The sequence below is a fragment of the Mycobacterium sp. D16Q13 genome (assembly GCF_002013375.1).
Lineage (GTDB): Bacteria > Actinomycetota > Actinomycetes > Mycobacteriales > Mycobacteriaceae > Mycobacterium.
Map to the genome: position 1 here is coordinate 46,885 of NZ_MAEW01000019.1, position 25,516 is coordinate 72,400.

At 62.2% G+C, this 25,516-nt stretch carries 20 protein-coding genes; 9 read left to right on the forward strand and 11 right to left on the reverse strand.

Features of this window, described 5'->3' with window-relative positions; all coding sequences use genetic code 11:
- Positions 1-80: 80 nt before the first annotated feature.
- The 3 genes from B4400_RS19755 to B4400_RS19765 all read right to left on the reverse strand — a co-directional run bounded on the left by B4400_RS19755 (position 81) and on the right by B4400_RS19765 (position 3,730).
- Positions 81-1,565, reverse strand: coding sequence for an amino acid permease (locus B4400_RS19755; protein WP_078312280.1), 1,485 nt, complete (start codon positions 1,563-1,565; stop codon positions 81-83).
- 205 nt (positions 1,566-1,770) lie between these two features.
- The gene (locus tag B4400_RS19760; protein WP_212566663.1) at positions 1,771-2,109 is read right to left on the reverse strand and encodes a hypothetical protein; all 339 of its coding nucleotides are present in this window, start codon (positions 2,107-2,109) and stop codon (positions 1,771-1,773) included.
- A 274-nt stretch (positions 2,110-2,383) separates the two neighbouring features.
- Entirely contained in the window at positions 2,384-3,730 is a 1,347-nt protein-coding gene (locus tag B4400_RS19765) for an HNH endonuclease signature motif containing protein (protein WP_078312281.1), read from the reverse strand.
- Positions 3,731-3,938: 208 nt separating this feature from the next.
- Between B4400_RS19765 and B4400_RS19770 the strand changes: the two genes are divergently transcribed.
- The gene (locus tag B4400_RS19770) at positions 3,939-4,394 is read left to right on the forward strand and encodes a MarR family winged helix-turn-helix transcriptional regulator (RefSeq protein WP_139361497.1); all 456 of its coding nucleotides are present in this window, start codon (positions 3,939-3,941) and stop codon (positions 4,392-4,394) included.
- Here the strand turns inward: B4400_RS19770 and B4400_RS19775 are convergent.
- Both B4400_RS19775 and B4400_RS19780 read right to left on the reverse strand, forming a co-directional pair.
- A complete protein-coding gene (locus tag B4400_RS19775) occupies positions 4,391-5,872 on the reverse strand; it encodes a flavin-containing monooxygenase (RefSeq protein WP_078312282.1) in 1,482 nt (493 codons plus the stop codon). The two genes, B4400_RS19770 and B4400_RS19775, sit on opposite strands and share 4 nt — an antisense overlap.
- Positions 5,873-5,915: 43 nt before the next feature.
- The gene (locus tag B4400_RS19780) at positions 5,916-7,049 is read right to left on the reverse strand and encodes a PrsW family intramembrane metalloprotease (protein ID WP_139361503.1); all 1,134 of its coding nucleotides are present in this window, start codon (positions 7,047-7,049) and stop codon (positions 5,916-5,918) included.
- Between the two features lie 239 nt (positions 7,050-7,288).
- Here B4400_RS19780 and rpsA point away from each other — a divergent pair, with 239 nt between their 5' ends.
- Positions 7,289-8,740: a 30S ribosomal protein S1 gene (rpsA, locus tag B4400_RS19785; RefSeq protein WP_078292702.1), complete on the forward strand. Its 1,452-nt coding sequence runs from the start codon at positions 7,289-7,291 to the stop codon at positions 8,738-8,740.
- 146 nt (positions 8,741-8,886) lie between these two features.
- The gene (gene coaE / locus B4400_RS19790; protein WP_078312284.1) at positions 8,887-10,083 is read left to right on the forward strand and encodes a dephospho-CoA kinase; all 1,197 of its coding nucleotides are present in this window, start codon (positions 8,887-8,889) and stop codon (positions 10,081-10,083) included.
- Positions 10,084-10,085: 2 nt separating this feature from the next.
- On the opposite strand, the gene B4400_RS19795 is transcribed toward coaE, so the two are convergent.
- Positions 10,086-10,751, reverse strand: coding sequence for a TetR/AcrR family transcriptional regulator (locus tag B4400_RS19795; RefSeq protein WP_078312285.1), 666 nt, complete (start codon positions 10,749-10,751; stop codon positions 10,086-10,088).
- Between the two features lie 364 nt (positions 10,752-11,115).
- Here B4400_RS19795 and B4400_RS19800 point away from each other — a divergent pair, with 364 nt between their 5' ends.
- The 4 genes from B4400_RS19800 to B4400_RS19815 all read left to right on the forward strand — a co-directional run bounded on the left by B4400_RS19800 (position 11,116) and on the right by B4400_RS19815 (position 18,695).
- Positions 11,116-11,511 (forward strand): MmpS family transport accessory protein, encoded by a 396-nt coding sequence (locus B4400_RS19800; protein ID WP_234803077.1) that lies wholly within the window; start codon positions 11,116-11,118, stop codon positions 11,509-11,511.
- The gene (locus tag B4400_RS19805) at positions 11,508-14,462 is read left to right on the forward strand and encodes an MMPL/RND family transporter (protein WP_078312286.1); all 2,955 of its coding nucleotides are present in this window, start codon (positions 11,508-11,510) and stop codon (positions 14,460-14,462) included. Before B4400_RS19800 ends, B4400_RS19805 begins: the two co-directional genes overlap by 4 nt.
- Before the next feature lie 838 nt (positions 14,463-15,300).
- Entirely contained in the window at positions 15,301-15,717 is a 417-nt protein-coding gene (locus B4400_RS19810; protein WP_078312287.1) for an MmpS family transport accessory protein, read from the forward strand.
- A complete protein-coding gene (locus tag B4400_RS19815; protein WP_078312288.1) occupies positions 15,714-18,695 on the forward strand; it encodes an MMPL/RND family transporter in 2,982 nt (993 codons plus the stop codon). Before B4400_RS19810 ends, B4400_RS19815 begins: the two co-directional genes overlap by 4 nt.
- 137 nt (positions 18,696-18,832) lie before the next feature.
- On the opposite strand, the gene B4400_RS19820 is transcribed toward B4400_RS19815, so the two are convergent.
- The 4 genes from B4400_RS19820 to B4400_RS19835 form a co-directional block, all read right to left on the reverse strand.
- Positions 18,833-19,309: a DUF5078 domain-containing protein gene (locus B4400_RS19820; RefSeq protein ID WP_078312289.1), complete on the reverse strand. Its 477-nt coding sequence runs from the start codon at positions 19,307-19,309 to the stop codon at positions 18,833-18,835.
- Positions 19,310-19,370: 61 nt separating this feature from the next.
- Positions 19,371-19,781 (reverse strand): hypothetical protein, encoded by a 411-nt coding sequence (locus B4400_RS19825; RefSeq protein ID WP_078312290.1) that lies wholly within the window; start codon positions 19,779-19,781, stop codon positions 19,371-19,373.
- A 41-nt stretch (positions 19,782-19,822) separates the two neighbouring features.
- Positions 19,823-20,821 (reverse strand): Gfo/Idh/MocA family protein, encoded by a 999-nt coding sequence (locus B4400_RS19830; RefSeq protein WP_078312291.1) that lies wholly within the window; start codon positions 20,819-20,821, stop codon positions 19,823-19,825.
- Entirely contained in the window at positions 20,814-21,338 is a 525-nt protein-coding gene (locus tag B4400_RS19835) for a ribonuclease FAU-1 family protein (RefSeq protein WP_078312292.1), read from the reverse strand. The genes B4400_RS19830 and B4400_RS19835 overlap by 8 nt, the downstream gene beginning before the upstream one ends.
- Before the next feature lie 69 nt (positions 21,339-21,407).
- Between B4400_RS19835 and uvrB the strand changes: the two genes are divergently transcribed.
- Complete coding sequence (uvrB, locus tag B4400_RS19840; protein WP_078312293.1) at positions 21,408-23,567, forward strand: excinuclease ABC subunit UvrB; 2,160 nt, start codon at positions 21,408-21,410, stop codon at positions 23,565-23,567.
- Here uvrB and soxR read toward each other — a convergent pair whose 3' ends face one another.
- Positions 23,568-24,020, reverse strand: a complete 453-nt coding sequence (gene soxR, locus B4400_RS19845; RefSeq protein ID WP_078312294.1) for a redox-sensitive transcriptional activator SoxR — start codon at positions 24,018-24,020, stop codon at positions 23,568-23,570.
- Between the two features lie 46 nt (positions 24,021-24,066).
- Here soxR and B4400_RS19850 point away from each other — a divergent pair, with 46 nt between their 5' ends.
- A complete protein-coding gene (locus B4400_RS19850; protein WP_078312295.1) occupies positions 24,067-25,515 on the forward strand; it encodes an MFS transporter in 1,449 nt (482 codons plus the stop codon).
- The last annotated feature ends 1 nt before the right edge of the window (position 25,516 follow it).

The window sequence follows — 25,516 nt, forward strand, 5'->3', positions numbered from 1 at the left end:
TCCCCCTCGCGTCCGACTACCGGTTGAACGCAACCTACAAGGCCGCTCCGACTTCTCGCGGTGGGGTGGGTTCGCTCCTCCTACTTGTCCCGTCCGCCCGATGGGTCGTCGAGCATGGGAGTGTGCGCTATCACCGGGTAGGCGCCGGTGTATCCGATGCGCTCACGCGCGAGCTCCAGGACGCGGCCACGGCAGAGATACCACCCTGTGGTGAGCACGGGGATGAGTACCGCGATCGCGATCAGGTTCCACGCGTTCTCGTAACACATCAGCACCACCACGGCTGCCAGGAACGCCAGCGTCAGGTACCCGGTGTACGGCGCTCCGGGCATCCGGAAACTGCCCCGCCGCAGGATGCCTCGCTGCGACCACCGGTACAGCTGGATCTGGCAGATCACGATGGTGGCCCATGACGAGATGATTCCCAGTGCCGCCAGATCGAGCGCGGTTTCGAAGGCTTCGGCGGGAATGACCAGGTTCATGAATATGCCGACAAGTGTGAGGGCACCGGTGACGGCGATGCCCATGAACGGCACTCCGCCGGAGGTCATACGTGACAACACTTTTGGTGCACTGCCATTCATCGCCAGAGATCGCAGAATCCGCCCCGTGCTGTACAGGCCCGCGTTCAGGCTGGACAGTGCGGCCGTCAGCACCACAAAGTTCATGACATCGCCGGCGTACGGCACGCCTATCCGGGAGAAGAAGGTGACGAAGGGGCTCTCGCCGGCTTTGTAGGTTCCATAGGGCAGCAGCAGTGCCAGCAGGATGAGCGAACCCACGTAGAAGACCGCGACCCGGAACACGACTGAGTTGATGGCCCGGGGCATCACCTTTTCCGGGTTCTCGGTCTCGCCGGCGGCTATGCCGACCAGTTCGACAGCGGAGTACGCGAAGACTACTCCCGAGGTGACGATGACCAGAGCCATCAGGCCGGCGGGCAGCAGGCCGCCGTTATCCACGATCACCGATGGTCCTGTGCTGGCGCCCTCGACCGTGAAGCGGCCCGCCAGGAAGACCGTTCCGATGACCAGGAACCCCATGATGGCAACCACTTTGATCAGAGCGGCCCAGAATTCCATCTCCCCGAACAGTTTGACGCTGATGGTGTTCATGGTGAGCACGATGACCAGAGCAATGAGTGCGATGGACCACTGCGGGATGGCCTTGAAGGCGCTCCAGTAGTGCATGTACAGCGCGATGGCTGTGACGTCGACGATGGCGGTGGCGGCCCAGTTGAAGAAGTACATCCAGCCCGCGACGTATGCCGCCTTCTCGCCGAGGAATTCGCGGGCGTACGACACGAAGGACCCTGAGGACGGTCGGTGCAAGATCAGCTCGCCCAACGCACGCAGGATGAAGAACACGAACACGCCGCAGACCGCATAAACCAAGAACAAGCCCGGTCCTGCGCTGTGCAACCGGCCACCGGCTCCCATGAACAGCCCCGTGCCGATGGCACCCCCGATGCCGATCATTTGGACTTGCCGATTCTTCAGCCCCTTGTGGTATCCCTGTTCTTCGGGGGCGGGAGCTGAGGTGTCATATGTTGCCGGGGACGTCATCGTGCGACCGTATCGACCGGAAAGTTGCTGACTGGAACAACGATGTTACGAACATGCTGCGCGATTCGGCCTGATGCTTGATCAGTAGACCGGATCGCGCCTCAGGGGCAAAGCTGTGGCAGGCCCTTGATGATCGCCGCAGTCAGCGCCTTGGCCGTAATCGCGGCTGTACCCGGTATGGCCATGTCGAAGCGGATTGTGTAATTCAGTCGCGTTCCGCCATCGGGAAGAGCGTTAGCTCCTGACGACCCGAATGCCGCTTGAGTGGCGAACCTTTGATGATTTTGTATTCGATCAAGGTAGGTCGTTCGGCGGTTATGGTCGCCTCCCAGAACTCTGGTAGCAGGCCGACCTTGAGCCCGCGGGCCGACCCGACGCCGTAGCGCCCGGTGTCGCCGTCTCGCACTTGGGTTACCTTCAGCCCGAACAACTCGTAGCTCTCATGTTGGACGAGCTTGTCAAACACCACCTCCGGGGCTGACGTGAAGGTGTGTACGACCTGCACACGAACGGGAGCCGCCGGAATGGTGCCGTCGATAGTCATAGGTTCCTTTCAAGAGCGACGAGCTCGTCGCCATACGACCTGCGGTACGCCGTCTACGTAGACCGTTCGGTGTATGCGCTGATTCGGCGAGGCTACCTGCTCTGTCACGAGAGGCAATACCTAGGCGCGGAATCATTCAGTGATTCGGGTAGCCGACGCAGCGCCTGGTGCACGACGCTCTTCCCCGGGACTGACCTCAGGCATCCGGCTTCAGGGGTGAAGTTCGGCTCGTCCAGGACGAACTGGTGGTCATGCTGACGCGCTATCTCACCGGCTAGAACGGTGGTGGATTGGCCTCGGCGTGTGCGGCTTGTGCGTGCTTGCGTTGGAGTCGTCGCTGTTGGTTGAGGTTTCGTTCGGCGGCGAGGCGCCGTTGGCGGTCTTGAGCGCGGGTGCGCGCTCGCGTTAGGTTGTTGAACAGGAGCCCTCCGGCGGGGGTGGTGAGGTAGGTGTGGCCGGTGGGTGCTTTCCAGATGATGGTGCCGTCGGGCTCCTGGATTTCGCGCCATCCGCAGAAGGTCTTGAGTAGGTGGTGCTTGCGGCACAACGCTTTCAGATTGTCTGCCGCAGTGCGACCGCCGTCGGCGTACGCCACGCTGTGGTCTAGGTCGGCGGTCTCGGCCGGGTGTGAGCAGCCAGGGAAGCGGCACAGCTGATCGCGGCAGCGCACGTAGGTGTCGAGGGCGCGGGTGGGTCGGTATCGGTCGGTGTCCTTCGCGCGCAGGGTGCGGATCCGGGTGCCGGGCTGGGCCGCGATCTGGCGTGCCTGCGACGCGGTGATGACGCCAAATCCGGATACCGTAACGGGCTCAAGGCATTCGGAGTCTTCGATGGTGTTCTGGTTGGCGACTAGGTGCACGATGACCTGCGTATCAGCGATGCTGCGCCCAGCGCAGCCGGCATCATCGCAGGTGCATCGCATCCGATCCAGGCCCTGAGTCAGGGCGCCGATGGCGTCGGCACGTAACTGCGTTTTGGTGCGCGGGTCGGCGGGGCAGACGGTGGTCACCAGCTGCTCGAGTCGCTTGTCGAGTGCGACTGCGTGTGGAGTCTGCAGCACACCCCAGATCTCGGCCAGTGGGTCGCCGCTATCGAGGGGGCGGATCTCAAGATGCCGGTCATCGGTAGCGGTTTTGGTGCGGCGCACCGCATCACGATCATGGCGGTAGATCAATGCGTCCAGGGCTGCCGTGACCCGTTTGATCGACCAGCGTTCCCAGCGGGGCAGTGCGGCCACGATCGCCGCATCCACGGCGGTGACCACGGCCCCATCTTCGAGGAGTTCGGTGCGCCCGATGATCAACGCGACGGTGCGAAAGTCGATGTCTCCGGCGGCGAATCGCTCGGCCACGGCCCCCAGGCGGTGCCGCAGCACGTAGGCGTAACGCATCTGACTGGATGCCAGCGCGTGCGTTATGCCCTGCGCGGCGGCCACTTGTGCGGCCACCTCATCCCAGCGGTCCACCGCGAACCGATCACGAGGATCCTCTCTGTGTGGATCGGCATGTCGATCCACCAGTGCGGCGATCGCCGAGAGCCGACGCGAGGCCGCCTGAGCCTCGGCGCGCTGGGATGAGGTGATCACGTCGATCAAGTCCCTTCCCGCATTACTATCGAACATACGTTCGATAGTAATGCGGGAATGTCTCCGGTGCAATGAATTCCGCAAAATGGAAGTCATTCTGGAGAAACGGCGTCCTTCACCTTCGCTGGCGTCGATTCGGTGCCCGTTCCCGGCTGCCCTCTCCCCGAGTAGTGTCGAAATAATATGCACGCACCTATGATTGAGCATGGAGTACGATCGTGCCGCGTCGTCTATTCTGATGCTCGTGGCGCAAAAGAACCCAGGTGGCCGGCCCGACCTCGCGGCACTGATGGTCCCGCTCAGCCGATCGTTGATGCGTGCGGAGCTGCCGCTGCTGGAGGCGCACGGTGTGACGATGTGGGCGTACGCCGTACTGACAGCGCTGCGAGATAACGAGGCAAGCAGCCAGGCCAGTCTGGCCGACGCCATCGGCGCCGACCGCACACGCATCATCGCCGTGCTCGACGACCTACAGGATCGGAAGATGATCAACCGTCAGCCCGACCCCGGTGACCGGCGCAGCAATCTATTGTCATTGACTGCCATCGGCCGCAAAACGGTTACCGCAGTGCAGAAAGCGATCCAAGACAATGAGAAGCGGATCCTCGCCGGGGTGTCCGCGGCCGATCGCGACACCTTCCTTCGAGTCCTCATGCACCTGGCATCGCTTGCTGATGCGCAGATCGAGCCCAAGAGTTAGGCGGCCGAGGACACGGCCTTCGATTTCGCAGTACCGAATCGCATGTTCTCGTCCATTCGATCACGGTGGAAAGCAAGCAGATCCAGCACATAGTTGTGCCGGATTGCCCACGGGCCCTTTACCCCGGAACGCGGCATATGGTCCTCGCCGCGACTTACGTAGCCAGATGACAGGTTGAAGAACGGCCGGGCTTCGAGTTCCTCACCGTGCCGATCTGGATACGCGTGGGTGTAACCGAGGCGATCCATATAGTCGAGAAGCCGTACGACGGCCCGTGCGCTCAGATCAGCACGAAGCGTCCACGACGCGTTGGTGTAACCGACGCTCCATGCGGCGTTCGGCACTCCTTCGATCAGATATCCCTTGTAGATGAACCTATTCGGGGAATCGATGGGGGAGCCGTCCACGCTCAGCGCGATACCGCCGAATATCTGGAGGTTGAGGCCGGTCGCCGTGATGATGACATCGGCGCGCAGTTCCTCACCTGACCCCAGCCGGACGCCAGACGGCGTGAAGGAGTCGATGGTGTCGGTGACCATGCGGACACCGCCGGCACTGATGGCCTCGAAGAGATCCCCATCGGTGTCGGCGCACACCCGTTGATCCCACGGGTTGTAGCGCGGCTTGAAGTGAACGTCCACCGGGTAATCGGTGGGCAGCCGTTTGGAAATCCGCCGCCTGATGAACCATTTCGCGAATCCTGGCGCTCGACGGCACACGTGATACATGACCCAGCTGAACCCGCCTAGCCAGATCCGAGCGAAATGCTGAACAAGGTTGGGCGGAAGCACTTTTCGAACCACTCCGACAACGCGATCGGCTCGATCGATGGGGTAGACGTAGCTGGGTGAGCGCTGCAGCATGCTCACCTTCGCGCCCGCGCGCGCCAATGAAGGCACCAGCGTGACCGCCGTCGCGCCGCTGCCGATGACCGTCACCTCCTTGCCGGAGCAGTCCAGATCCTCCGGCCAATGCTGGGGATGGATCAGCTGTCCGGCGAAATCGGCGATGCCCGGAAATTCCGGTGTGTAGCCGTCGTCGTAGTTGTAGTAGCCCGTGCACAGATAGAGGAATCGGGCCCGGTAGGTCGTCGGGCCCGTGGGTGTGTCCACGCGCACCGTCCACGTATCGGTATCGGTGCCGAAGTCGGCTCCAGTCACCTTGGCGGAGAAGGTGATGTGTTGGTCAATGCCGTAGTCCCGGGCAGCGTTTTCGAGGTAGTCGCGGATGTCGGCACCATCGGCGATGGTGTTGCGCTCGTGCCATGGGTGGTATCCGAAGCTGAGTGTGTAGATATCACTATCCGAGCGAATTCCCGGGTACCGGAAGAGGTCCCAGGTTCCCCCGATACGTTCTCGGCGCTCGACGATATGAAAGCTGCGGCCCGCCGCGCTCAATCGGACAGCGGCGTTGATGCCGGATATTCCGGCGCCCACGATGAGAACGTCTATCAAGTCGTGCTCCGAGATGTCGGCCATGATGCTCCTGATCGTCTTTGACTAGACAACACCAGTGGTAACGCTACCCCGTGACGGGAGCGCGATACCCCGAGAGTGTTTGCAACACCGGAGCGGCGGCCCGAGCGGCCATGACCGCGTACGCCTCCTCGGTCTGCATAGCGAAATCTCGCGGGTCGCGAGAGCCTCGTTCGATGCGATCACGCACGAACGCCAGCTCTACGACCTGCGCCGCGAAGTTCTTCACCGCGGCGCCGCTCGGAGCCCCGCCGATTCGTTTGGCCTCGGCGATGGCGTGCTTGCGATCCTTGATCGAGCCCAGCCACGTGGATTCGTTGGGGGTGACCAATCCGGCCGCCACCATTCCGGGCAGCTTCGCGGCGACGACATGCTGTTCCTTGCGTCGGCTACGCACTCCGACCACGATCATCAGCACAAAGATCGGGACCATCCACAGCACGTATACGGCGAGGTAGCCCTCGAACCCGAGGAATGACGAGCCGTTCCAGAGGCCATGCATGAGCACGGCCGCGAGGTAGCCGACCAGGATGCAGAAAAATTTCGCGACGGCGCTACGTTGCCGCATCGAGTAGTAGACGCCGATTCCCGTCATGGTGGTGAACAACGAGTGAGCGAAGGGACCCAGCCCCAGCCGCAGGATGGCGGTGAGCACCGACTCGCCGACGGTGTTGCCGCTGCCGATGTAGGCGATGTCTTCGAGCCACGCGAACCCGGCGGCGGTAATGCCCGCATACACGAGGCAATCGGTCAGCGAGTTGACCTCGTGGCGACGGCGGCCAGTCAGCATCAGGAGCAGAAAGGCACCCTTGGCGGCCTCTTCGATGAAGGGTGCGCGAATGGCGACTGCCCCGAAGGTGGTGGCGCCGTCCGGGTCAAAAACCGATCCAAAGGCCAGTTCCAGGATCATCGAGACCACGACGGCCAGCGACGCACCCCAGACGAAGGCCAGCACAAGGAGCCGTGAGGGCTCCGGCTCCCACCTGTCCAGCCACAGATAACACAGGACAACGATCCCGATCGCGATGCTCGACAGGACCAGCCCGATCATCGCGCCGGCCGGATTGGAGACCAGCAATCCGGTAAGGATCAGCCCCGTTACCAGCGCAAGCGCGATAATGACGCCAATAGGCGCCCCGACCTTCTTGATCCGCTGAGGAAATCCGGGCAGGGGCGGCATGGGTGCGGGCGCGGGCGCGTAGGACACCACCGAAGAGTAGCTGCGAGCTCATTTATGGGTGCGGTAACCGCCATGCGCCCGCGACCGGTGAGTGGACCGGGTTTGTCCTGGTGGAGGGCAGTCGAGTAAGGTGATGTGCATCTCTGCCGCACGCGCGGAGGTCAAAGCACGCCCACAGCTGAAGCTAGCTGCAGGCAGAACTGTCCCTACTACACAACCTGTCCGGAGCAACCCAACACATGCCAAGTCCCACCGTCACCTCGCCGCAAGTAGCCGTCAACGACATCGGCTCGGCCGAGGATTTTCTCGCCGCTATCGACAAGACGATCAAGTACTTCAACGATGGCGACATCGTCGAAGGGACCATCGTCAAGGTTGACCGCGACGAAGTTCTTCTTGACATCGGTTACAAGACCGAAGGTGTCATCCCGTCCCGCGAACTGTCGATCAAGCACGATGTCGACCCCAACGAGGTCGTTTCCGTGGGCGACGAGGTCGAGGCCCTGGTCCTCACCAAGGAGGACAAGGAAGGTCGCCTGATCCTGTCCAAGAAGCGCGCTCAGTACGAGCGGGCTTGGGGCACGATCGAGGAGCTCAAGGAGAAGGACGAGGCCGTTAAGGGCACCGTCATCGAGGTCGTCAAGGGCGGCCTGATCCTCGACATCGGCCTGCGCGGGTTCCTGCCCGCGTCGCTGGTCGAGATGCGTCGTGTCCGCGATCTGCAGCCGTACATCGGCAAGGAGATCGAGGCCAAGATCATCGAGCTCGATCGCAACCGCAACAACGTGGTGCTGAGCCGCCGCGCCTGGCTGGAGCAGACCCAGTCCGAGGTGCGCAGCGAGTTCCTCAACCAGCTCACCAAGGGCGCCATCCGCAAGGGTGTCGTGTCCTCGATCGTCAACTTCGGCGCGTTCGTCGATCTCGGAGGGGTTGACGGCCTGGTTCACGTGTCCGAGCTGTCGTGGAAGCACATCGACCACCCGTCCGAGGTGGTGCAGGTGGGCGACGAGGTCACCGTCGAGGTTCTCGACGTCGACATGGACCGCGAGCGGGTTTCGTTGTCGCTCAAGGCAACCCAGGAAGACCCGTGGCGCCACTTCGCTCGCACTCACGCCATCGGCCAGATCGTTCCCGGTAAGGTCACCAAGCTGGTGCCGTTCGGTGCGTTCGTCCGTGTCGAGGAGGGCATCGAAGGCCTGGTGCACATCTCCGAGCTGTCCGAGCGTCACGTAGAGGTGCCGGATCAGGTTGTGGGTGTCGGTGACGACGCGATGGTCAAGGTCATCGACATCGACCTGGAGCGTCGCCGCATCTCGCTGAGCCTCAAGCAGGCCAACGAGGACTACACCGAGGAGTTCGATCCCTCGAAGTACGGCATGGCCGACAGCTACGACGAGGCCGGCAACTACATCTTCCCGGAGGGCTTCGACTCCGAGACGAACGAGTGGCTCGAGGGCTTCGACAAGCAGCGTGAAGAGTGGGAGGCCCGGTACGCCGAGGCCGAGCGTCGTCACAAGATGCACACCGTTCAGATGGAGAAGTCCGCAGCCGCCGCCGAGGCGGAGGCCGCTGCCGTGGCGAACGGCTCTTCCAGCTCGTCGCGGTCCGATGATTCGGCCTCGCAGGGTGGTTCGCTCGCCAATGACGAGCAGCTCGCCGCACTGCGCGAGAAGCTGGCAGGCAACGCCTAAGCACGTGTTCTGAAGGAGGGCCCCGGTCATCATGACCGGGGCCCTCTTTTTGTTGACGGTGAGCTCAGCGCGACGATATCTGGACAATCCGAGAGGGCAACGCCCCCAACGCATAGTGAACGCGCCGAGGGTGACAGACTGCGGGCATGTTGCGGATCGGCCTGACCGGAGGAATCGGAGCGGGGAAGTCCACGGTGTCACGGACGCTCGCAGAATGTGGTGCGTTCATCGTGGACAGCGATGTCATCGCGCGTGAAGTGGTCGAACCCGGAACACCTGGCCTGGCTGCGCTCGTGGAGGCCTTCGGTGATTCGATTCTGCGGCCCGACGGCGCTCTGGATCGCCCCGCACTGGCCGCCATCGCATTCCAGGATGACACGCACCGTGCCACTCTCAACGGTATCGTGCATCCGCTGGTCGGAGCCCGCCGAGCCGAATTGATGGCCGCTGCGGGCGAGGATTCCGTTGTGGTGGAAGATATTCCATTGCTCACCGAGAACTCGTTGGCCCCCTTCTACCACCTGGTGCTGGTGGTGCACGCAGAAATCGAGACTCGGGTGGCGCGACTCATCGCGCATCGGGGCATGGACGAACAGGACGCCCGCGCACGTGTGGCCGCGCAGGCCAGCGATGAACAACGCCGCGCGATTGCCGATGTGTGGCTGGATAACTCAGGCGACACCGAAGCACTCGCACAGACAGTTCGTGATCTCTGGGCTACTCGCCTGTCGCCCTACGCGCATAACCTGCGTACCCGGCGACGGGCACCGTGGGCGCCGGTGCTGGTGCCCGCCGATCCCACCTGGCCTGAACAAGCGCAGCGCGCGGTAAACCGGATCGCGGTGGCGTGCGGGCCGAAGGCACTGCGGATCGACCACATCGGCTCCACCGCGGTACCTGGGCTCGACGCCAAGGACGTGATCGATATCCAGGTAACTGTCGAGTCACTCGAGGTGGCAGATGCCCTGGCCGATCCGCTGGCGGGGATCGGGCTGCCCCCGATCCCCGGCATCACCTCAGACGACCCGCACGACACCGACAAGGCCAAATGGGGCAAGCGAATTCACGCCGCCGGCGATCCAGGGCGGGCGGTTCTGGTACATCTGCGGGTCGACGGGTGGCCAGGACAGCGGTTCGCTCTGGTCTTCAGGGATTGGCTGCGTTCCGATCGGCAGGCGCGAGACGAATACCTTGCCGTAAAACACGCGGCCGAGCGCGCGGCCACTGCGTCGGGTGGCGATCCGGCCGCCTATGTGGATGCCAAGGAACCCTGGTTTGCGCAGGCCTATCCGCGCGCACTGGCGTGGGCAGATAAGACCGGGTGGACGCTCTCGACGCGCTGAACTCAGTGCGTGTTCGCGACGATACCGACACAGGTTGCCGTCAGCAGCCGTGTCAATGCCGGCTCGAAGTCGAGACTCCAGTCAGGCGGGACACCCGGTTCATTCTGATAGTCGTGGTCAAGGCCCTCGGGTGGGTGCGCGACCTGCCACAGCATGGCTGCCAGCGAGAACGCTGCCACCAAGATGTCCAGTGAACCCTTGCGGCCGATCTCGGGGAGCGTTTGTTCGATCGATTCGGCGATCGCCATCACGGCGGCGTTACTGATCTGCTTGACCTCAGCGACGCGCTCGACGTCGACCTCGTGTTCCAGGTGAAGATGCTGGTTCGCCAGGAGGTCGCAAAACAGCGGATCGTCGACGAGCCCGTGTACCAGAGCCTCGGCCACGCGAGCGGGGGAGTCGGGGCCGGGCTTGGCCAGCGCGGCGCACACCGTGTCCGACCAGCGGGTCCAACCCTCGGCGGCCAGGTGCAACAACACTTCCTTATGCGAGCTGAAGTAGCGCCGAACCGCGGAGTAGTGCACCCCGGCGCGATTGGCGACCGCAGTCAGCGTCACCGAGGTGACACCCGATTCCACAGCGAGCGACCGTGCGGCTTCCACGATCGCTGCCGCCCGCTGACGCTTCTTTTCGTCGGTGCGGGCGCGTTGGAATGTCAGTTGCGCCACGTGCCGAGGATAACGCACGGCGTGTGATTTGCGAGGCAGCGAACCACCCGGTAGCGTGCGTTACGCACGTCATATGCGTTAAAGATCCTGATGAACGCGCTGGAAGGGAGTCAACTGTTCCGCACTTAGGCATGGTTTACTTCGAGAAACGTCTGGGTGCGCGCACCTAGGCATCGCAGGCTCGAAGCAGCCATCACGCGGCGATTGCTGCGACGCCCTTGTCAATGGGGCGGACGGGTGCGGGTATCCGATCAGTAGTTGCGTCAGGTTCGGGCCAGTAGGTGGCGTCGCCTTGCGAAACGCCAACGGGTGAAGGGGTTTTACGATTCTCAGCGCATTGAAGCGGGCTTGGATCCCGGTGGTGATGGTGCTCGTCCTTGCCATCGCAGGCTTCGCGGTATGGCGGATTCGCGGCATTTTCGGCTCTCATCAGCTGCCCACCTACGCCGGCAGCATGACCGACGACAAAAACAACTCCAAGCCCAAGCATGTGGTCTACGAGATCTACGGCCCGCCCGGAACCATCGCGGACATCAACTACATCGACAAAGAGGGCGAACCGCATCAGATCAACGGTGCGGTCTTGCCGTGGTCGATCGAGATCGTCACGACGGCACCGTCGATGACGGGAAACATCCTGGCGCAGACGCGTAATGCCGATGGGCTGGGCTGCCGCATCACGGCCAATGATGAGAAAAAAGATGAAAGGTATACCAACGAGGTGAGCGCCTACGTCTACTGCTTTGTGAAGTCCGCATGAGCGGGGCACACGGCGGAGGCGAGCCCACCTTCATCGCCAAATGGATTCGGCGCCTGTCGATCCCCATCGTCATCGGCTGGTTGGCCATCGTCTTTGCTCTGAACACCTTTGTTCCGCAGCTGGAGCAGGTGGGCAAGGAGCACACCGTTTCACTCAGCCCGCAGAGCGCCCCCGCGATGCAGGCGATGAAGAACATGGGCAAGATGTTCAAGGAGTCCGACTCCGACAGCGTCGTCATGGTGGTGCTCGAAGGGCAGGAGCGGCTCGGCCCCGGCTCGCACAAGTTCTACGACGAGATGGTGACGCGGCTGCGGGCCGATACCAAGCATGTCCAGCACGTCCAGGATTTCTGGGGCGATCCGCTCACTGAGGCTGGCGCGCAAAGCACCGACGGCAAGGCCACCTATGTCCAGGTGAACCTCGCCGGAAACATGGGCGAGACCCTCTCCAACGAGTCCACCGAAGCTGCCCGCAACATCGTCAAACAGCTCGAATCGGAGTGGACCAAGGACGGCGGCAAGCTTCCCGATGGGCTCACGGTGTACGTCACCGGCCCCGGTGCGCTGCAGACCGATATGAACCACGCCGGTGACGGCAGCCTGAAGCTGATCACGGCGCTCACCTTCGTGGTCATCGTGGTGATGCTGCTGTTCTTCTACCGGTCGATCTTCACCGTGATCATGGTCTTCATGCTGGTGGGCATTCAGCTGTCCGCGGCACGGGGAGTCATCGCCTTCCTGGGCAACACCGAGATCATCGGCTTGTCTACCTTCGCGGTGAACCTGCTCGTGATGCTCTCGATCGCAGCCGGAACCGACTACGCCATCTTCTTGATTGGCCGTTATCAGGAAGCCCGATCTATGGGCGCCGATAAAGAGGCCGCGTACTACGAGATGTTCCACGGCACGGCGCACGTCATCCTGGGTTCGGGCATGACTATCGCCGGCGCCATGTACTGCCTGAGCTTCACGCGCATGCCGTACTTCCAGACCCTGGGTGTGCCGTGTTCGGTAGGCCTGCTCGTGGGCGTGCTCGTGTCGCTCACCCTGGGACCGGCGCTGATCACCATCGGAAGCCGCTTCGGACTGTTCGAGCCCAAGCGCGCCATGCGAATTCGTGCCTGGCGCAAGATCGGAACCACGATCGTGCGCTGGCCCGGCCCGGTGCTCGCGGCCGCGTTGTCGATTGCCATCATCGGCCTGGCGGCACTGCCCGGATACCGGACCAGCTACGACGACAAGAAGTACATCCCCAAGGAGATCCCCGCCAACGCAGGTTTCCAGGCCGCGGACCGGCACTTCTCGCAGGCCCGGATGAACCCCGAAATGCTGCTCATCGAGGCCGATCACGATATGCGGAACTCGGCGGACTTCCTAGTCATCGACAAGGTCGCCAAGGCGGTGTTCCGCGTTCCGGGAATCGCTCGTGTGCAAGCGATTACGCGCCCGCAGGGCACGCCGATCGAGCACAGCTCCATCCCGTTCCTCATCAGCATGCAGAGCGTGGGTCAGCTGCAGAACATGAAGCTGATGAAGGACCGGATGGCCGATATGAAGGTCCAAGCCGACAAGATGGGCGAGAACGTCGTCATCATGAAGCGGACCCTCGCCAACATGACCACGATGGCGGGCATCACGCACTCGCTCGTCGGCGATATGCACACCCTGCAAGGAACGATCCACGAGATGCGCGACAGCATCTCGAACTTCGACGACTGGTTCCGCCCGATTCGCAACTACCTGTACTGGGAGAAGCATTGCTTCGACATACCCATGTGCTGGGCCATGCGTTCGATCTTTGACACCCTCGACAAGATCGATGAGATGACCGAAACCATGGACGGCATGGTGGTCAACATGGAGCGAATGGATCAGCTGATGCCCAAGATGGTGTCGGATATGTCCGCAATGGTTCCGATCATGGAAGACATGCAGAAGATGATGCTGACGCAGCACAGCACCATGTCTGGCTTCTACAACCAAATGGACGAGATGAGCCAGAACTCGACCGCCATGGGTAAGGCGTTCGATGCCGCCAAGAACGATGACTCGTTCTATCTCCCGCCAGAGATCTTCGACAACGCCGACTTCAAACGCGGCCTGAAGTCGTTCCTATCGCCGGACGGTAAGGCGGTCCGGATGATCATCTCGCATCGCGGAGATCCCGCGACGCCTGAAGGCCTCGCGCACGTTGAGCCGATCAAGCAAGCCGCGATCGAGGCCGTCAAGGGCACGCCCCTTGAAGACGCCAAGATCGAGTTGGGTGGCACCGCGGCCGTGTTCAAGGACATGTCCGACGGCGCCCGATACGACCTGATGATCGCCGGCATCTCCGCGCTGTGCCTGATCTTCCTGATCATGCTGCTCATCACGCGAAGCTTCGTGGCCTCGCTGGTCATCGTGGGCACCGTTGCGCTGTCCCTGGGCGCCTCATTCGGTTTATCGGTCATCATCTGGCAGTACGTACTCGGCATCGAATTGCACTGGCTCGTCATGCAGATGGCCATCATCGTGCTGCTCGCCGTGGGCTCCGACTACAACCTGCTACTGGTCTCCCGACTCAAGGAAGAACTCCATGGCGGGCTGAAAACCGGCATCATCCGCTCCATGGGCGGTACCGGCAGCGTGGTGACCTCCGCCGGCTTGGTGTTCGCCTTCACGATGGCCGTGATGGTGGTCAGCGACCTGCGCATCATCGGGCAGGTCGGAACGACGATTGCGTTGGGCCTGTTGTTCGACACGCTCATCGTGCGCTCGTTCATGACACCGGCCATCGCGACCATCCTCGGCCGTTGGTTCTGGTGGCCGCTGAACGTACGTACGCGACCGCTGCCCCCGCCGAGAACACCGCAGTCGCCAACGACCGTGCCGCCATCTCCTCAACCGGCGCCAGTCGGTTCGGGGCCGGGGGATGATCCGGTGACGACAGAATTCCCAAGGCCAGCGGTCTAACTGTTCGGTCGTTCGCTGGCGGGTTCATCTCAGCTGCCTAGGCGCTGACCGCGGGTAGACCGCTGTGCCCAGAGTTTGTACCGGCGCGTGGATAACTCGCGCTGGTGCATGGTGGGATCTGCTGATTATCGACGCCGCCACGGGATGGCCGGGCGTCGAATAGCACGCAAATAGTTTGCTGAATTCGTTGTCGCCGTGGGCTTGCGATGGTGAGCTCCGCGTTGCTAATGGACAAATGTCTCGTAATGTGGCGAAGGACACGCCCCTCTGAATCGCCCGGTCTTAGTCACCTTTACCCGCCACGACACGAGCGGGGCTCGCGTGCGCTTGAGGCTCACGAGCCGACGTCGGACAGCCCGCTGAAAGATAGCAGTGGCAAACACCGGCAAGGTCCAGTAGCTGGTGCGATTCTTAGGCCAGTCACCAACTTGTATGTGCGAGCTGGTGCTTTCGTAACATTGACGAAAAGAAGCGGGGAATAGATCCGTGTCACCGGTTGTTGACATTTTCTTGTAGCTAACTAGGCTGTTTCGGGTGTTCAGGGGAAGAAATGCGTAAGTTGTGACCGATGGCACATGTACAGTTCCCTGACAAACGTATGTAGTATCCCTTACGAATTACTGAGAAAACGGGTATGAGCGGAGCCGGGTGGGATGAACGGATGTTGTGACCGGGCACCCCACGCGATCACTGGCTCCGCAAAAACAACACGGTGTCGTACTGGCTGGTAACTATTTGCGCGCAAATCACGGACATGCACGGCCGGACGCGATAGGCAGAGTCGAGTTGTTGGCCCCCGGGCCACACGGGTGAAGGGGATTGGACCATTTTCAAGGTATTGGCGCGGGTATGGGTCCCGCTCGTCGTTCTGGTGGTGATCTCGGCTGCCGCGTTTGGTGTCTATCGGCTTCACGGCGTGTTCGGCTCGACCAACATCAATCAGGCGATCGGCATCAAGGATGACTCCAAGAACATCATCCCGAAAGACATCGTCTACGAAATCTTTGGTCCCGCAGGGACAAAGGGCGAGGTCAACTATCTCGATGACCGGGCACAGCCGCAGCGCGCCCAATTCACCACACTGCCGTGGACATTAACCATCACGACGACGATGACTTCCGTCTTCGCCAATGTCGTTGCGATGGGGGATAGCGATGAAATCGGCTGCCGCATCCTGTCCAACGGTGAAGTAAAGGACGAACAGACTGTGTCCAACCACAACGCCCAAGTCTTCTGCATGGTGAAATCCGCATGAGCACACATAGCGCTTCCACGAATGGCGCAACCCAAAAGCCTTCGCGCATAGCGCGGTTCATCCACACGTTTTCCGTACCGATCATTCTTGCCTGGCTGGTGTTGACGGTCATCGTCAACGTCGTCGTGCCACAGCTCGAAGAGGTCGGCAAAGAGCACTCGGTGTCGTTGGCGTCCAAGGACGCGCCGTCGTATCAGGCCATCAAGCGTCAAGGTGAGCTGTTCCAGCAGTTCAAGGACGACAGCATGGTGATGGTCCTGCTGGAGAGTGACACCAAGTTCTCCACCGATATGAACGACAAGGCGCACACGTTCTACCGCGAGTTGGTCAAACGACTGCGTGCCGATACCAAGCACGTGGAATACGCCCAGGATTTCTGGGGCGACCGCATCACCGCCGGTGGCGCGCAGAGTGTCGACGAAAAATCTGCTTACGTTCAGTTGAATCTCCGTGGGGACCAAGGCACGACGGAAGGCAAGGAATCCGTCACGGCGGTCCAGGACATCGTCGCCAAGCTCATCGACGAGAGCAAGAAGAACAGCACATATCCCGACGGGCTCAAGGTCTTCGTCACCGGCCAGGCCGCGCTGACGATGGACATGAACGACGCCGGCGACAAGAGCATGCTCAAGATGACGGGTATCACCTTCATCGTCATTGCCGTGATGCTGCTCCTCATTTATCGGTCCATCACGACGGTGCTGCTCATCCTGTTCATGGTGTTCGTTGAACTGGGTGCCGCTCGTGGCGTGGTCGCGATCCTGGGCAATGCCGAAATCATTGGCCTGTCGACATTCGCGGTAAACCTGCTGACGTCCTTGGCCATCGCGGCCGGGACCGACTACGCGATCTTCCAAATCGGCCGCTATCACGAGCTACGGGCCGAGGGCAGGGACCGGCTCGAATCCTTCTACATCATGTATCACAGTGTCTCGCACGTGATCTTGGGTTCGGGCCTCACCATCGCGGGCGCCACATTCTGCCTGAAATTCACTCGCCTGCCGTACTTCGAGTCGCTGGGTGTGCCGTGTGCGATTGGCATGCTGGTGGTGGTCGCCGCCTCGCTCACCATCGGTCCGGCGGTGATTCTAATAGCGACGAAGTTCGGGCTGCTGGAGTCCAAGCGCACCATTAAGAGCCGGGGATGGCGCAAGATCGGCACCGCCATCGTGCGCTGGCCGGGACCGATTTTGGCGGTCACGATGATCATCGCGATCGTCGGCTTGGGCATCCTGCCCACGTACTCGGTCAACTACAACGACCGGTACTACATCCCGACTGGCCTGCCGTCGATTCAGGGCTTCCAGGCGTCCGACCGGCACTTCTCGAAGGCGAGAATGAACCCCGACATCCTGATCGTCGAGGCGGACAAGGATCTGCGCACCCCGGCCAACATGTTGGTGCTGGACCGGATCGCCAAAAACGTCTTCCGCACCGAGGGCATCAACAAGGTGCAGAGCATGACCCGCCCGATGGGCGCACCCATCGACCACAGTTCCGTGCCCTTCCAGGTGAGTATGCAATCGGTATCGATGACCGAGAACATGAATTACTTGAAGAACAGCATGGCCGATATGTTGAAGATGGCCGACGACCTGGGTTCGATGATCGCGATCATCGAACGCATGTACAGCATTATGAAAGAGCTAGTCGACGTGACGCATGATCTCGCGGGCGTCAGTACGGAATTGCAAGGCACCGTTCACGAAATGCGAGATAACATCTCGAATTTTGATGACCAGTTCCGGCCGTTGCGCAATTATTTCTATTGGGATAAGCACTGCTTTGATATTCCGATGTGCTGGTCGATGCGATCAATATTCGACACTCTTGACGGCATCGACAAAATGGCCGAAAACATGGACGGCATGGTCAAGGACATCAACAAGATGGACAAGCTGATGCCACAGATGGTGGAGCAGCTTCCACCGATGATTGCCATCACCAAAAACATGCGGAACACCATGCTGACCATGTACAGCACGATGAACGGCATGATCACGCAGATGGACCGCATGACCGACACCGCGACGGTGATGGGTCAGGCGTTCGATGAGGCGAAGAATGACGACTTCTTCTACCTGCCGCCTGAAGCCTTCGATAACGAGGACTTCAAGAAGGGCGTCAAGCTGATGATGTCGCCGGATGGCAAGGCCGCGCAGTTCATCATCACGCACGAGGGCGACTACGCCAGCAAGGAGTCGCTCGCCAACACCGAGGTCGAACTCAAGGCCGCCAAGAACGCCATCAAGGGCACCCCGCTGGACGAGGCCAAGCTCTATCTCGGCGGCACGGCACCGACCTATCACGACATCGGCGAGATGGTGAAGTACGACCTGATGATCGCGGTCATCGCGTCGCTATGCCTGATCTTCGTCATCATGCTGGTCATCACGCGAAGCATCGTGGCGGCGTTCACGATCGTCGGGACCATCGCGATATCGCTGGGGGCATCCTTCGGCCTGTCGGTGTTGCTGTGGCAGCACATTCTTGGCCTGCAGCTGCACTGGTTCGTGCTGCCGTTCACCGTCATCATCTTGTTGGCGGTCGGATCGGACTACAACCTGCTGCTGGTGTCCAGATTCAAGGAAGAGCTGCACGGTGGTCTGAACACCGCGATCCTTCGAGGTGTCGGCGGATCGGGAAGTGTGGCCACCCAGGCCGGCCTGGTGTTCGCGTTCACCATGGGCTCGATGATCACCAGCGATCTGATCGCGATCGGCCAAGCGGGATCGGCGATCTGTCTGGGTCTGCTCTTCGACACCTTCATCATCCGGGCGTTCATGACACCGGCCATCGCTGCCCTCATGGGTCGATGGTTCTGGTGGCCCATGAAGGTCAGCAAGTACGCCACCGATCCACCACCGCCGCCCGTGCCGGTTGTGCATCAGGCTCCACCGCCGGCTCCGGTTCCGGTGGGGTCGGGTCCCGTACATGATGATCCGGTCACCGCGGAGTTCCCACGACCTGCGGTCTAACCCGTGAGTGCACGTTCGGCCCCCATGCTCAAGGCATGGGGCCGAACTCTTTGCCGAGGTTTGTGCACCATTGAGATACAGACAGAAAAACGCCCCGCCGGTATGGATCACCGCGGGGCGTTTTACTGCGCGCTTGGTTAGGGTCCGTCCCACACCGACATGTCGGACGGGTACTTGCTGCAATTCTCGGTGCCCTTGGCAACAACACCCTTGTTGTTGAAGAAGATCTTGCCCCAGTTGGGCCACTGAGACGTCAGGGCCTCGGGCGGGTAGTTCACCGCGAAGACCTCAGACTCGGCGCGGCGACCCGCGTAGTCCTTGGCGAAGAACTCATGAATCCGGTCAATTGTCGCCTGCTGCACATAATCGGGCTTGTTGTTCTTATCGATCATGTATCGCGTGTAGTAGATGGGGTCATAATCGCGGACCGCGGCCAGGTACTGTTCGGCAGTACACGTGGTCTTCAGCATCCGGCGGGGAATTGGGTAGTCATCGGTGGAGTCCGCGGACGCAATCGCGGGGAATGTGCTCGCGGCGATTCCCGCGGTGACTATCGCAATTCCGGCAGCGCGGAATGGACCGCGAATATTGCTACGAATGGAGTTCAGGCGCATGGCGCCATTGTAGCGGTTTTCACGCAGGTCCGGGGTGCGAAAGTGACTAATTTGACTCTTGTTACGCGTTGAAGTGCCCGCAGGTGACAGAGTCGTTGACGGGCCCATTGAAGATCCCCAGAGCCGGGGGCACCGTGAGGTCCTGGGAGTCGACCACGACGTCGTCGACCTGCACTTCACAGTGCAAGCCGACGCCGTAGGGAGGCAGCACCCGAACGGTCATCCCGGCCTGCGCGGGGTCCTCCATCACGAGGTTCACCTCCCAGGATTCACCCGGCCCTAGACGGGGTTGCTCGGTCCGCCGATCCACCGGATCGGTCTTGAACGTCACGGAGATACCGCGGCCGAGCCCATCGACGCGGGCGATGTAGCTGATGTTGTGCAGCTCGGCTGCGGAGGCTGGTGCTGCCGGAAGCGCGAGCGTGACCGCCGCTGCCCCGGCAGCGCCTAGCCCTCGGAGGAGGTGGCGCATACCGGCATCCTACCGGCGCTCAAGAAGCGGAGGCAACGTGATCACTCCAGGTCAGCAGGGTCTTCGGTGTGATGCACGCCGAGTTGCTCGCAGGCCGTATTCAGCACCCGCTGCACAGCCAAGGTGTCCGCGAGAGGCATCACCGTGCTTTGTGCTCGGCCGTCGAGCAGGCATCTGGTGACCTCGGCGAGTTCGTGACTGTAACCGCCGCCAACGGGCGGTTTCACGATTGCCTCGGGATCAGATCCCTTGCGGTGCAACACGATCTCGCGCGGGTGATGGAAACGGGGGAGAATGTCTATCCAGCCCTCGGTACCGAAGATGCGGGCTTGACCCGGCGTGAAATGCAGCAGTGAGCACAGCAAGGTGGCGGTGCGTCCGTCGTCGTAGCGCAGCAACAGACCGGCCTCGGCGTCCACCCCGGTGGGAGACAACGAACCGTGTGCCACCACCGCCGCTGGATCGCCGAGGAAGTACTGGGCCAGGGAGACCACGTAAACGCCAAGGTCCAGTAGTGCTCCGCCGCCCAGCGCGGGATTGAACAACCGGTCGTCGGGATCAAACGGGCGATCGACCCCGAGGTCCGCCTGTACCTGACGGACCTCGCCGATGGCCCCGTCATCGACAAGTTTCTTGGCCGCGACGATCGCCGGCTGAAACCGTGTCCACATCGCCTCCATCGCAAAAACGCCACGGGCCCTTGCGATATCGATGATCTCTTGGGCTCCGGACACCGTCGCGGTGAAGGTCTTCTCGACCAGGATCGCCTTGCCTGCGGTGAGCGCCGCGATGGCGGCCTGCCGATGCTGGGGGTGAGGGGTGGCGATGTACACAGCGTCGATATCAGGGTCGGAGAGCAGCTCCCGATAGGAGCCGAAGGCACGTGGAATTCGGTGCGTTTCCGCAAAGTCCCGGGCGCGCTGGACCGACCGGGAGGCAACGGCCACCAGCTCGGCTCCCGGTGTGAGCGGGAAGTCGCGGGCCACACTTCCCGCAATACGGCCCGGTCCGATGATTCCCCAGCGAATGGCTTCAGGCATGAGCGTCTCCGTTCGGGTCGCGCCAGGTCAACGGCATTCCGGCCGCGGCGAGCCATGCGTTCAAGTCATGCCCGTGCCTAGCGAGGTGGCTGATGGTCGTGGCCGCCCGGTGGACGGCGAGTTCTGTTGTGGCAGTGGATAGCAATCCTGCCTTATGCGCCTCGAGTAACTCGTCTACATCCGTCAATTCGGTTTCACGTCCGCGGCGCACCACGAGGTCAAGATAGTGGTCGACAGCCACCCATTGTGACGGCCCGGGGACGAAGTCGCCGACATCAAGATAGAAGTCCTGATCGCGCTCGTAGCCCGGACTGAAGTGGAAGATGTTCGCACGCAATCCCAGCGTCGGGAGCAGCCAGGATTCCAGATAGTGAAACTGCGCCCGGCCGGGCGTCGGGCGAGCCATGAAGAGTCCCCAGGGCTCGATCCGGTACTCGTCCACCGACCGCACGATTCCCTTGGGGTCGGTGTTCGTCATCGCATCGAGGTCGAAGACCTCGCGTTTGGGCGGGTGCACGCTGGTTTCCTACCTGCCTTCCACACTGGTAGTAGAGGGGATGTCGGACCCTCGGCTTACTCTGGGCTCATGGCTTTCGCAACAGAACACCCCATCGTTGCGCATTCCGAGTACCGCCCAGTCACGGACATCCTGCGTGCCGATGCGCGATTCGAGGTCGTCAGTGAGTATGAGCCCGCGGGTGACCAGCCCGGTGCCATCGCCGAGCTCGAACGCAGAGTCCGGGCGGGGGAGAAGGATGTCGTGCTGCTCGGTGCCACGGGCACCGGTAAGTCGGCGACCACGGCCTGGCTCATCGAGCGGCTGCAACGGCCGACGCTCGTGATGGCGCCGAACAAGACTCTCGCCGCGCAGCTGGCCAATGAGCTCCGGGAGATGCTGCCGCACAATGCTGTCGAGTACTTCGTGTCGTACTACGACTACTACCAGCCAGAAGCGTATATCGCCCAGACCGACACCTACATCGAGAAGGACAGCTCCATCAACGACGATGTGGAGCGCTTGCGGCACTCCGCGACCTCCAACCTGCTGTCCCGGCGGGACGTGGTGGTGGTGGCATCGGTCTCGTGCATCTACGGTCTGGGCACCCCGCAGTCCTATTTGGATCGCTCCGTGCAATTGGATGTCGGGCTCGAAGTGCCCCGGGACGCGCTGCTGCGGTTACTGGTCGACATGCAGTACAACCGCAATGACGTGGCATTCACGCGGGGCACCTTCCGGGTCCGCGGCGACACCGTCGAGATCATTCCCTCGTATGAGGAGCTAGCGGTCCGTATCGAGTTCTTCGGTGACGAGGTCGAGGCGCTCTACTATCTGCATCCGCTTACCGGAGACGTTGTGCGTCAAACTGATTCGTTGCGGATCTTTCCGGCCACACATTATGTGGCGGGGCCGGACCGGATGGAGAAGGCGCTCGTTGGTGTCGAGCGGGAGCTTGAGGAACGCCTATCCGAGCTGGAAGGCCAGGGCAAGCTGCTGGAGGCCCAGCGACTGCGGATGCGCACCAACTATGACATCGAGATGATGCGCAATGTTGGCTTCTGCTCGGGTATCGAGAACTACTCGCGGCATATCGACGGGCGCGGCGCCGGTACGCCACCCGCCACGCTGCTGGACTACTTTCCGGACGACTTTCTGCTCGTCATCGACGAGTCGCATGTGACGGTTCCGCAGATCGGCGCCATGTACGAGGGCGACATGTCGCGTAAACGGAACCTGGTGGACTTCGGCTTCCGGTTGCCGTCGGCGGTGGACAACCGTCCCCTTACCTGGGAGGAGTTCTCCCAGCGAATTGGGCAGACCGTGTATCTGTCAGCGACGCCCGGGAACTACGAGCGCAGCGCCGCCGGCGGCGAGTTCGTGGAACAGGTGATCCGGCCCACCGGGCTGGTGGATCCGAAGGTGATCGTCAAACCCACCAAGGGACAGATCGACGATCTCATCGCCTCGATTCGTCAACGCACCGAGGCCGATGAGCGGGTGCTGGTCACGACGCTGACGAAGAAGATGGCCGAGGACCTCACCGACTACCTGTTGGAGATGGGTATTCGGGTGCGTTACCTGCATTCGGAGGTCGACACCCTGCGGCGGGTGGAGTTGCTGCGACAGCTCCGGCTCGGCGAGTACGACGTCCTCGTCGGTATCAACCTCCTTCGGGAGGGTCTGGACCTGCCCGAGGTGTCGTTGGTCGCCATTCTCGACGCCGACAAGGAGGGATTCCTGCGGTCCAGCAGGAGTCTGATTCAGACCATCGGACGCGCCGCGCGCAACGTCTCCGGTGAGGTGCACATGTACGCCGACACCATGACGGACTCGATGAAAGAGGCCATCGACGAGACCGACCGGCGGCGTGCCAAGCAGGTCGCCTACAACGAGGCGAACGGGATAGACCCACAGCCATTGCGCAAGAAGATCGCTGACATTCTCGACCAGGTATACCGCGAAGCCGAAGACACCGAGGCAGTGGCGGTGGGCGGATCCGGCCGTAACTCCAGTCGCGGTAGGCGGGCACAGGGCGAGCCGGGTCGCGCGGTGAGTGCCGGGGTGTTCGAAGGCCGCGACACCAAGAGCATGCCCCGCGCGCAGCTGGCCGACCTGATCAAGGACATGACCGAGCAGATGATGGCGGCGGCGCGTGATCTGCAGTTCGAGCTCGCGGCGCGCTTCCGTGACGAAATCGCGGATCTGAAGAAGGAATTACGCGGTATGGACGCCGCGGGCCTCAAGTAATCAGCACGGCTCGGCGAGCAGGAGCGCACCGGTCGACCCGTCCTCGGCAAGTACGTCGGCGGGATTGAACAGTGTGCACTTGGTCATTGACAGACATCCGCAGCCGATGCACCCGGTGAGCTTCTCCTGCATATCTGCGATGGCGTTCTTGCGCTCTTCCAGATGCGAATGCCACTGGCGCGAGATTCGTTGCCAGTCACGAGTACTCGGTGCCCGGTCATCCGGGAGGCTCGACAGCACCTCGGCGACCTCCGATAACGGAATGCCGAATCCTGTGGCGACCCGGATCAGTGAGATGCGGCGCAACGCATGGCGGCGGAACACCCGCGCGTTGCCGGACGTGCGCTCGGCGGGGATCAGGCCGATGTCGGCGTAGTACCGCACCGCGGATACCGCGATTCCGGACCGCCTGGCCACCTCTCCGATCGGCAACAGCTCGGCCTTGTCCTTCATCAGGCCTCCTTGATCTCAAGTGCACTTTAGCTCATAGCGTGTCGGCATGACTCACGACGTGGCGACCGGCAGCTGGCGGGATCTGTTGTGCGGGCGACAACTCGGCATTGTTACGGTGCTCGCCGGGGGAGTGGCGCTGTACGCGACCAATGTGTACCTCACCACCAGTCTGTTGCCGAGCGCCGTTGCCGATATCGGTGGAGAACGTTTCTACGCGTGGGTGACCACGCTGTATCTGATCGCCTCGGTGAGTGCCGCCACGGTGGTGAGCCCCCTTCTTGGCTGGGCCGGCCCACGCGGCTCCTATCTACTCGCGTTCAGTGCGTTCGCCGCAGGCACCGTCATATGTGCGGTAGCTCCGGGCATGCAGGTCATGCTCGCCGGGCGCGCGGTCCAGGGCGCGGCGGGCGGGCTGCTGGCCGGACTCGCCTATGCTGTCATCAATCTTGCACTGCCACAGCGGCTATGGACACGCGCTTCGGCGCTCACGTCGGCGATGTGGGGCGTGGGTACCTTTGTGGGCCCCGCGGCCGGTGGGCTGTTCGCGCAATTCGGGTTGTGGCGGTGGGCGTTCGTGTCGTTGACGGTGATCACCCTCGGCATCGCCGCCATGGTGCCCTATGTGCTGACGCGACCGGAGAGTGCGAACACCGAGGCTGCCCGGCATAGCGTTCCGGTGCGGTCCCTGCTGGTGCTGACGACAGCTGCCAGCCTGGTGGCCGTGGCCGGGCTCCAGTCCTCGCTGCCGGTCATGGTGGGGCTGATCGCCGGCGCGGCCGCACTGGTGGTCCTGTTCGTCACGCTCGATCGACGCTCTACGGCGTGGGTACTGCCCAGGGCGGTCTTCGCACGTAACCCGCTGAAATGGATCTACCTGACCATCGCGGTGCTGGCGGTGGCCTCGATGGTCGAGACGTATATTCCGTTCTTTGGTCAGCGCCTCGGACACCTGGTCCCTGTTGCCGCCGGATTCCTCGGGGCCACCTTGGCATTCGGGTGGACCGTCGGCGAAATGATCAGCGCATCGGCCACGGCACGGACCGTCGCACGTGTGGTGACGGTCGCGCCCTTGGTGGTTGCCGCAGGGCTGATCCTGGCCGGTGTACTGCAGCGTGATGGCGCCAGCGTCCCGGAGATAACACTGTGGGCGGTCGGTTTCGCGGTGACGGGTGCCGGCATCGGCATGGCCTGGCCACACCTGGCATCCGCGGCGATGTCGGTGTCGTCCGATCCAGCCGAAAGCGGTGCGGCCGCAGCCGCCATCAGCACCGTGCAGCTGATCGCCGGAGCCTTCGGTGCCGGCCTGGCCGGAGTGCTCGTCAATCTCGGTGGATCGGCCACGCGCGGTGCGCAGCTACTGTTCCTGGGGTTCGCCGCACTAGTGCTCTCGGGTGTTGTGGTGTCCTCCAGGGTGTTTCGCGCGGGCCCCGGTCCCGGCCGGACAGCTGACGTGACGGATAACCTAGCGGAAGGCACGGTTCGGGTCCCTCGGTGAG

Bases quoted from the DNA above. Each gene is read 5' to 3' on its own strand.
- B4400_RS19755 (WP_078312280.1), bottom strand. From the start codon at position 1,565: ATGACGTCCCCGGCAACATATGACACCTCAGCTCCCGCCCCCGAAGAA.
- B4400_RS19760 (WP_212566663.1), bottom strand. From the start codon at position 2,109: ATGACTATCGACGGCACCATTCCGGCGGCTCCCGTTCGTGTGCAGGTC.
- B4400_RS19765 (WP_078312281.1), bottom strand. From the start codon at position 3,730: ATGTTCGATAGTAATGCGGGAAGGGACTTGATCGACGTGATCACCTCA.
- B4400_RS19775 (WP_078312282.1), bottom strand. From the start codon at position 5,872: ATGGCCGACATCTCGGAGCACGACTTGATAGACGTTCTCATCGTGGGC.
- B4400_RS19780 (WP_139361503.1), bottom strand. From the start codon at position 7,049: ATGCCGCCCCTGCCCGGATTTCCTCAGCGGATCAAGAAGGTCGGGGCG.
- rpsA (WP_078292702.1), top strand. From the start codon at position 7,289: ATGCCAAGTCCCACCGTCACCTCGCCGCAAGTAGCCGTCAACGACATC.
- coaE (WP_078312284.1), top strand. From the start codon at position 8,887: ATGTTGCGGATCGGCCTGACCGGAGGAATCGGAGCGGGGAAGTCCACG.
- B4400_RS19800 (WP_234803077.1), top strand. From the start codon at position 11,116: ATGGTGCTCGTCCTTGCCATCGCAGGCTTCGCGGTATGGCGGATTCGC.
- B4400_RS19805 (WP_078312286.1), top strand. From the start codon at position 11,508: ATGAGCGGGGCACACGGCGGAGGCGAGCCCACCTTCATCGCCAAATGG.
- B4400_RS19815 (WP_078312288.1), top strand. From the start codon at position 15,714: ATGAGCACACATAGCGCTTCCACGAATGGCGCAACCCAAAAGCCTTCG.
- B4400_RS19820 (WP_078312289.1), bottom strand. From the start codon at position 19,309: ATGCGCCTGAACTCCATTCGTAGCAATATTCGCGGTCCATTCCGCGCT.
- B4400_RS19825 (WP_078312290.1), bottom strand. From the start codon at position 19,781: ATGCGCCACCTCCTCCGAGGGCTAGGCGCTGCCGGGGCAGCGGCGGTC.
- B4400_RS19830 (WP_078312291.1), bottom strand. From the start codon at position 20,821: ATGCCTGAAGCCATTCGCTGGGGAATCATCGGACCGGGCCGTATTGCG.
- uvrB (WP_078312293.1), top strand. From the start codon at position 21,408: ATGGCTTTCGCAACAGAACACCCCATCGTTGCGCATTCCGAGTACCGC.
- soxR (WP_078312294.1), bottom strand. From the start codon at position 24,020: ATGAAGGACAAGGCCGAGCTGTTGCCGATCGGAGAGGTGGCCAGGCGG.
- B4400_RS19850 (WP_078312295.1), top strand. From the start codon at position 24,067: ATGACTCACGACGTGGCGACCGGCAGCTGGCGGGATCTGTTGTGCGGG.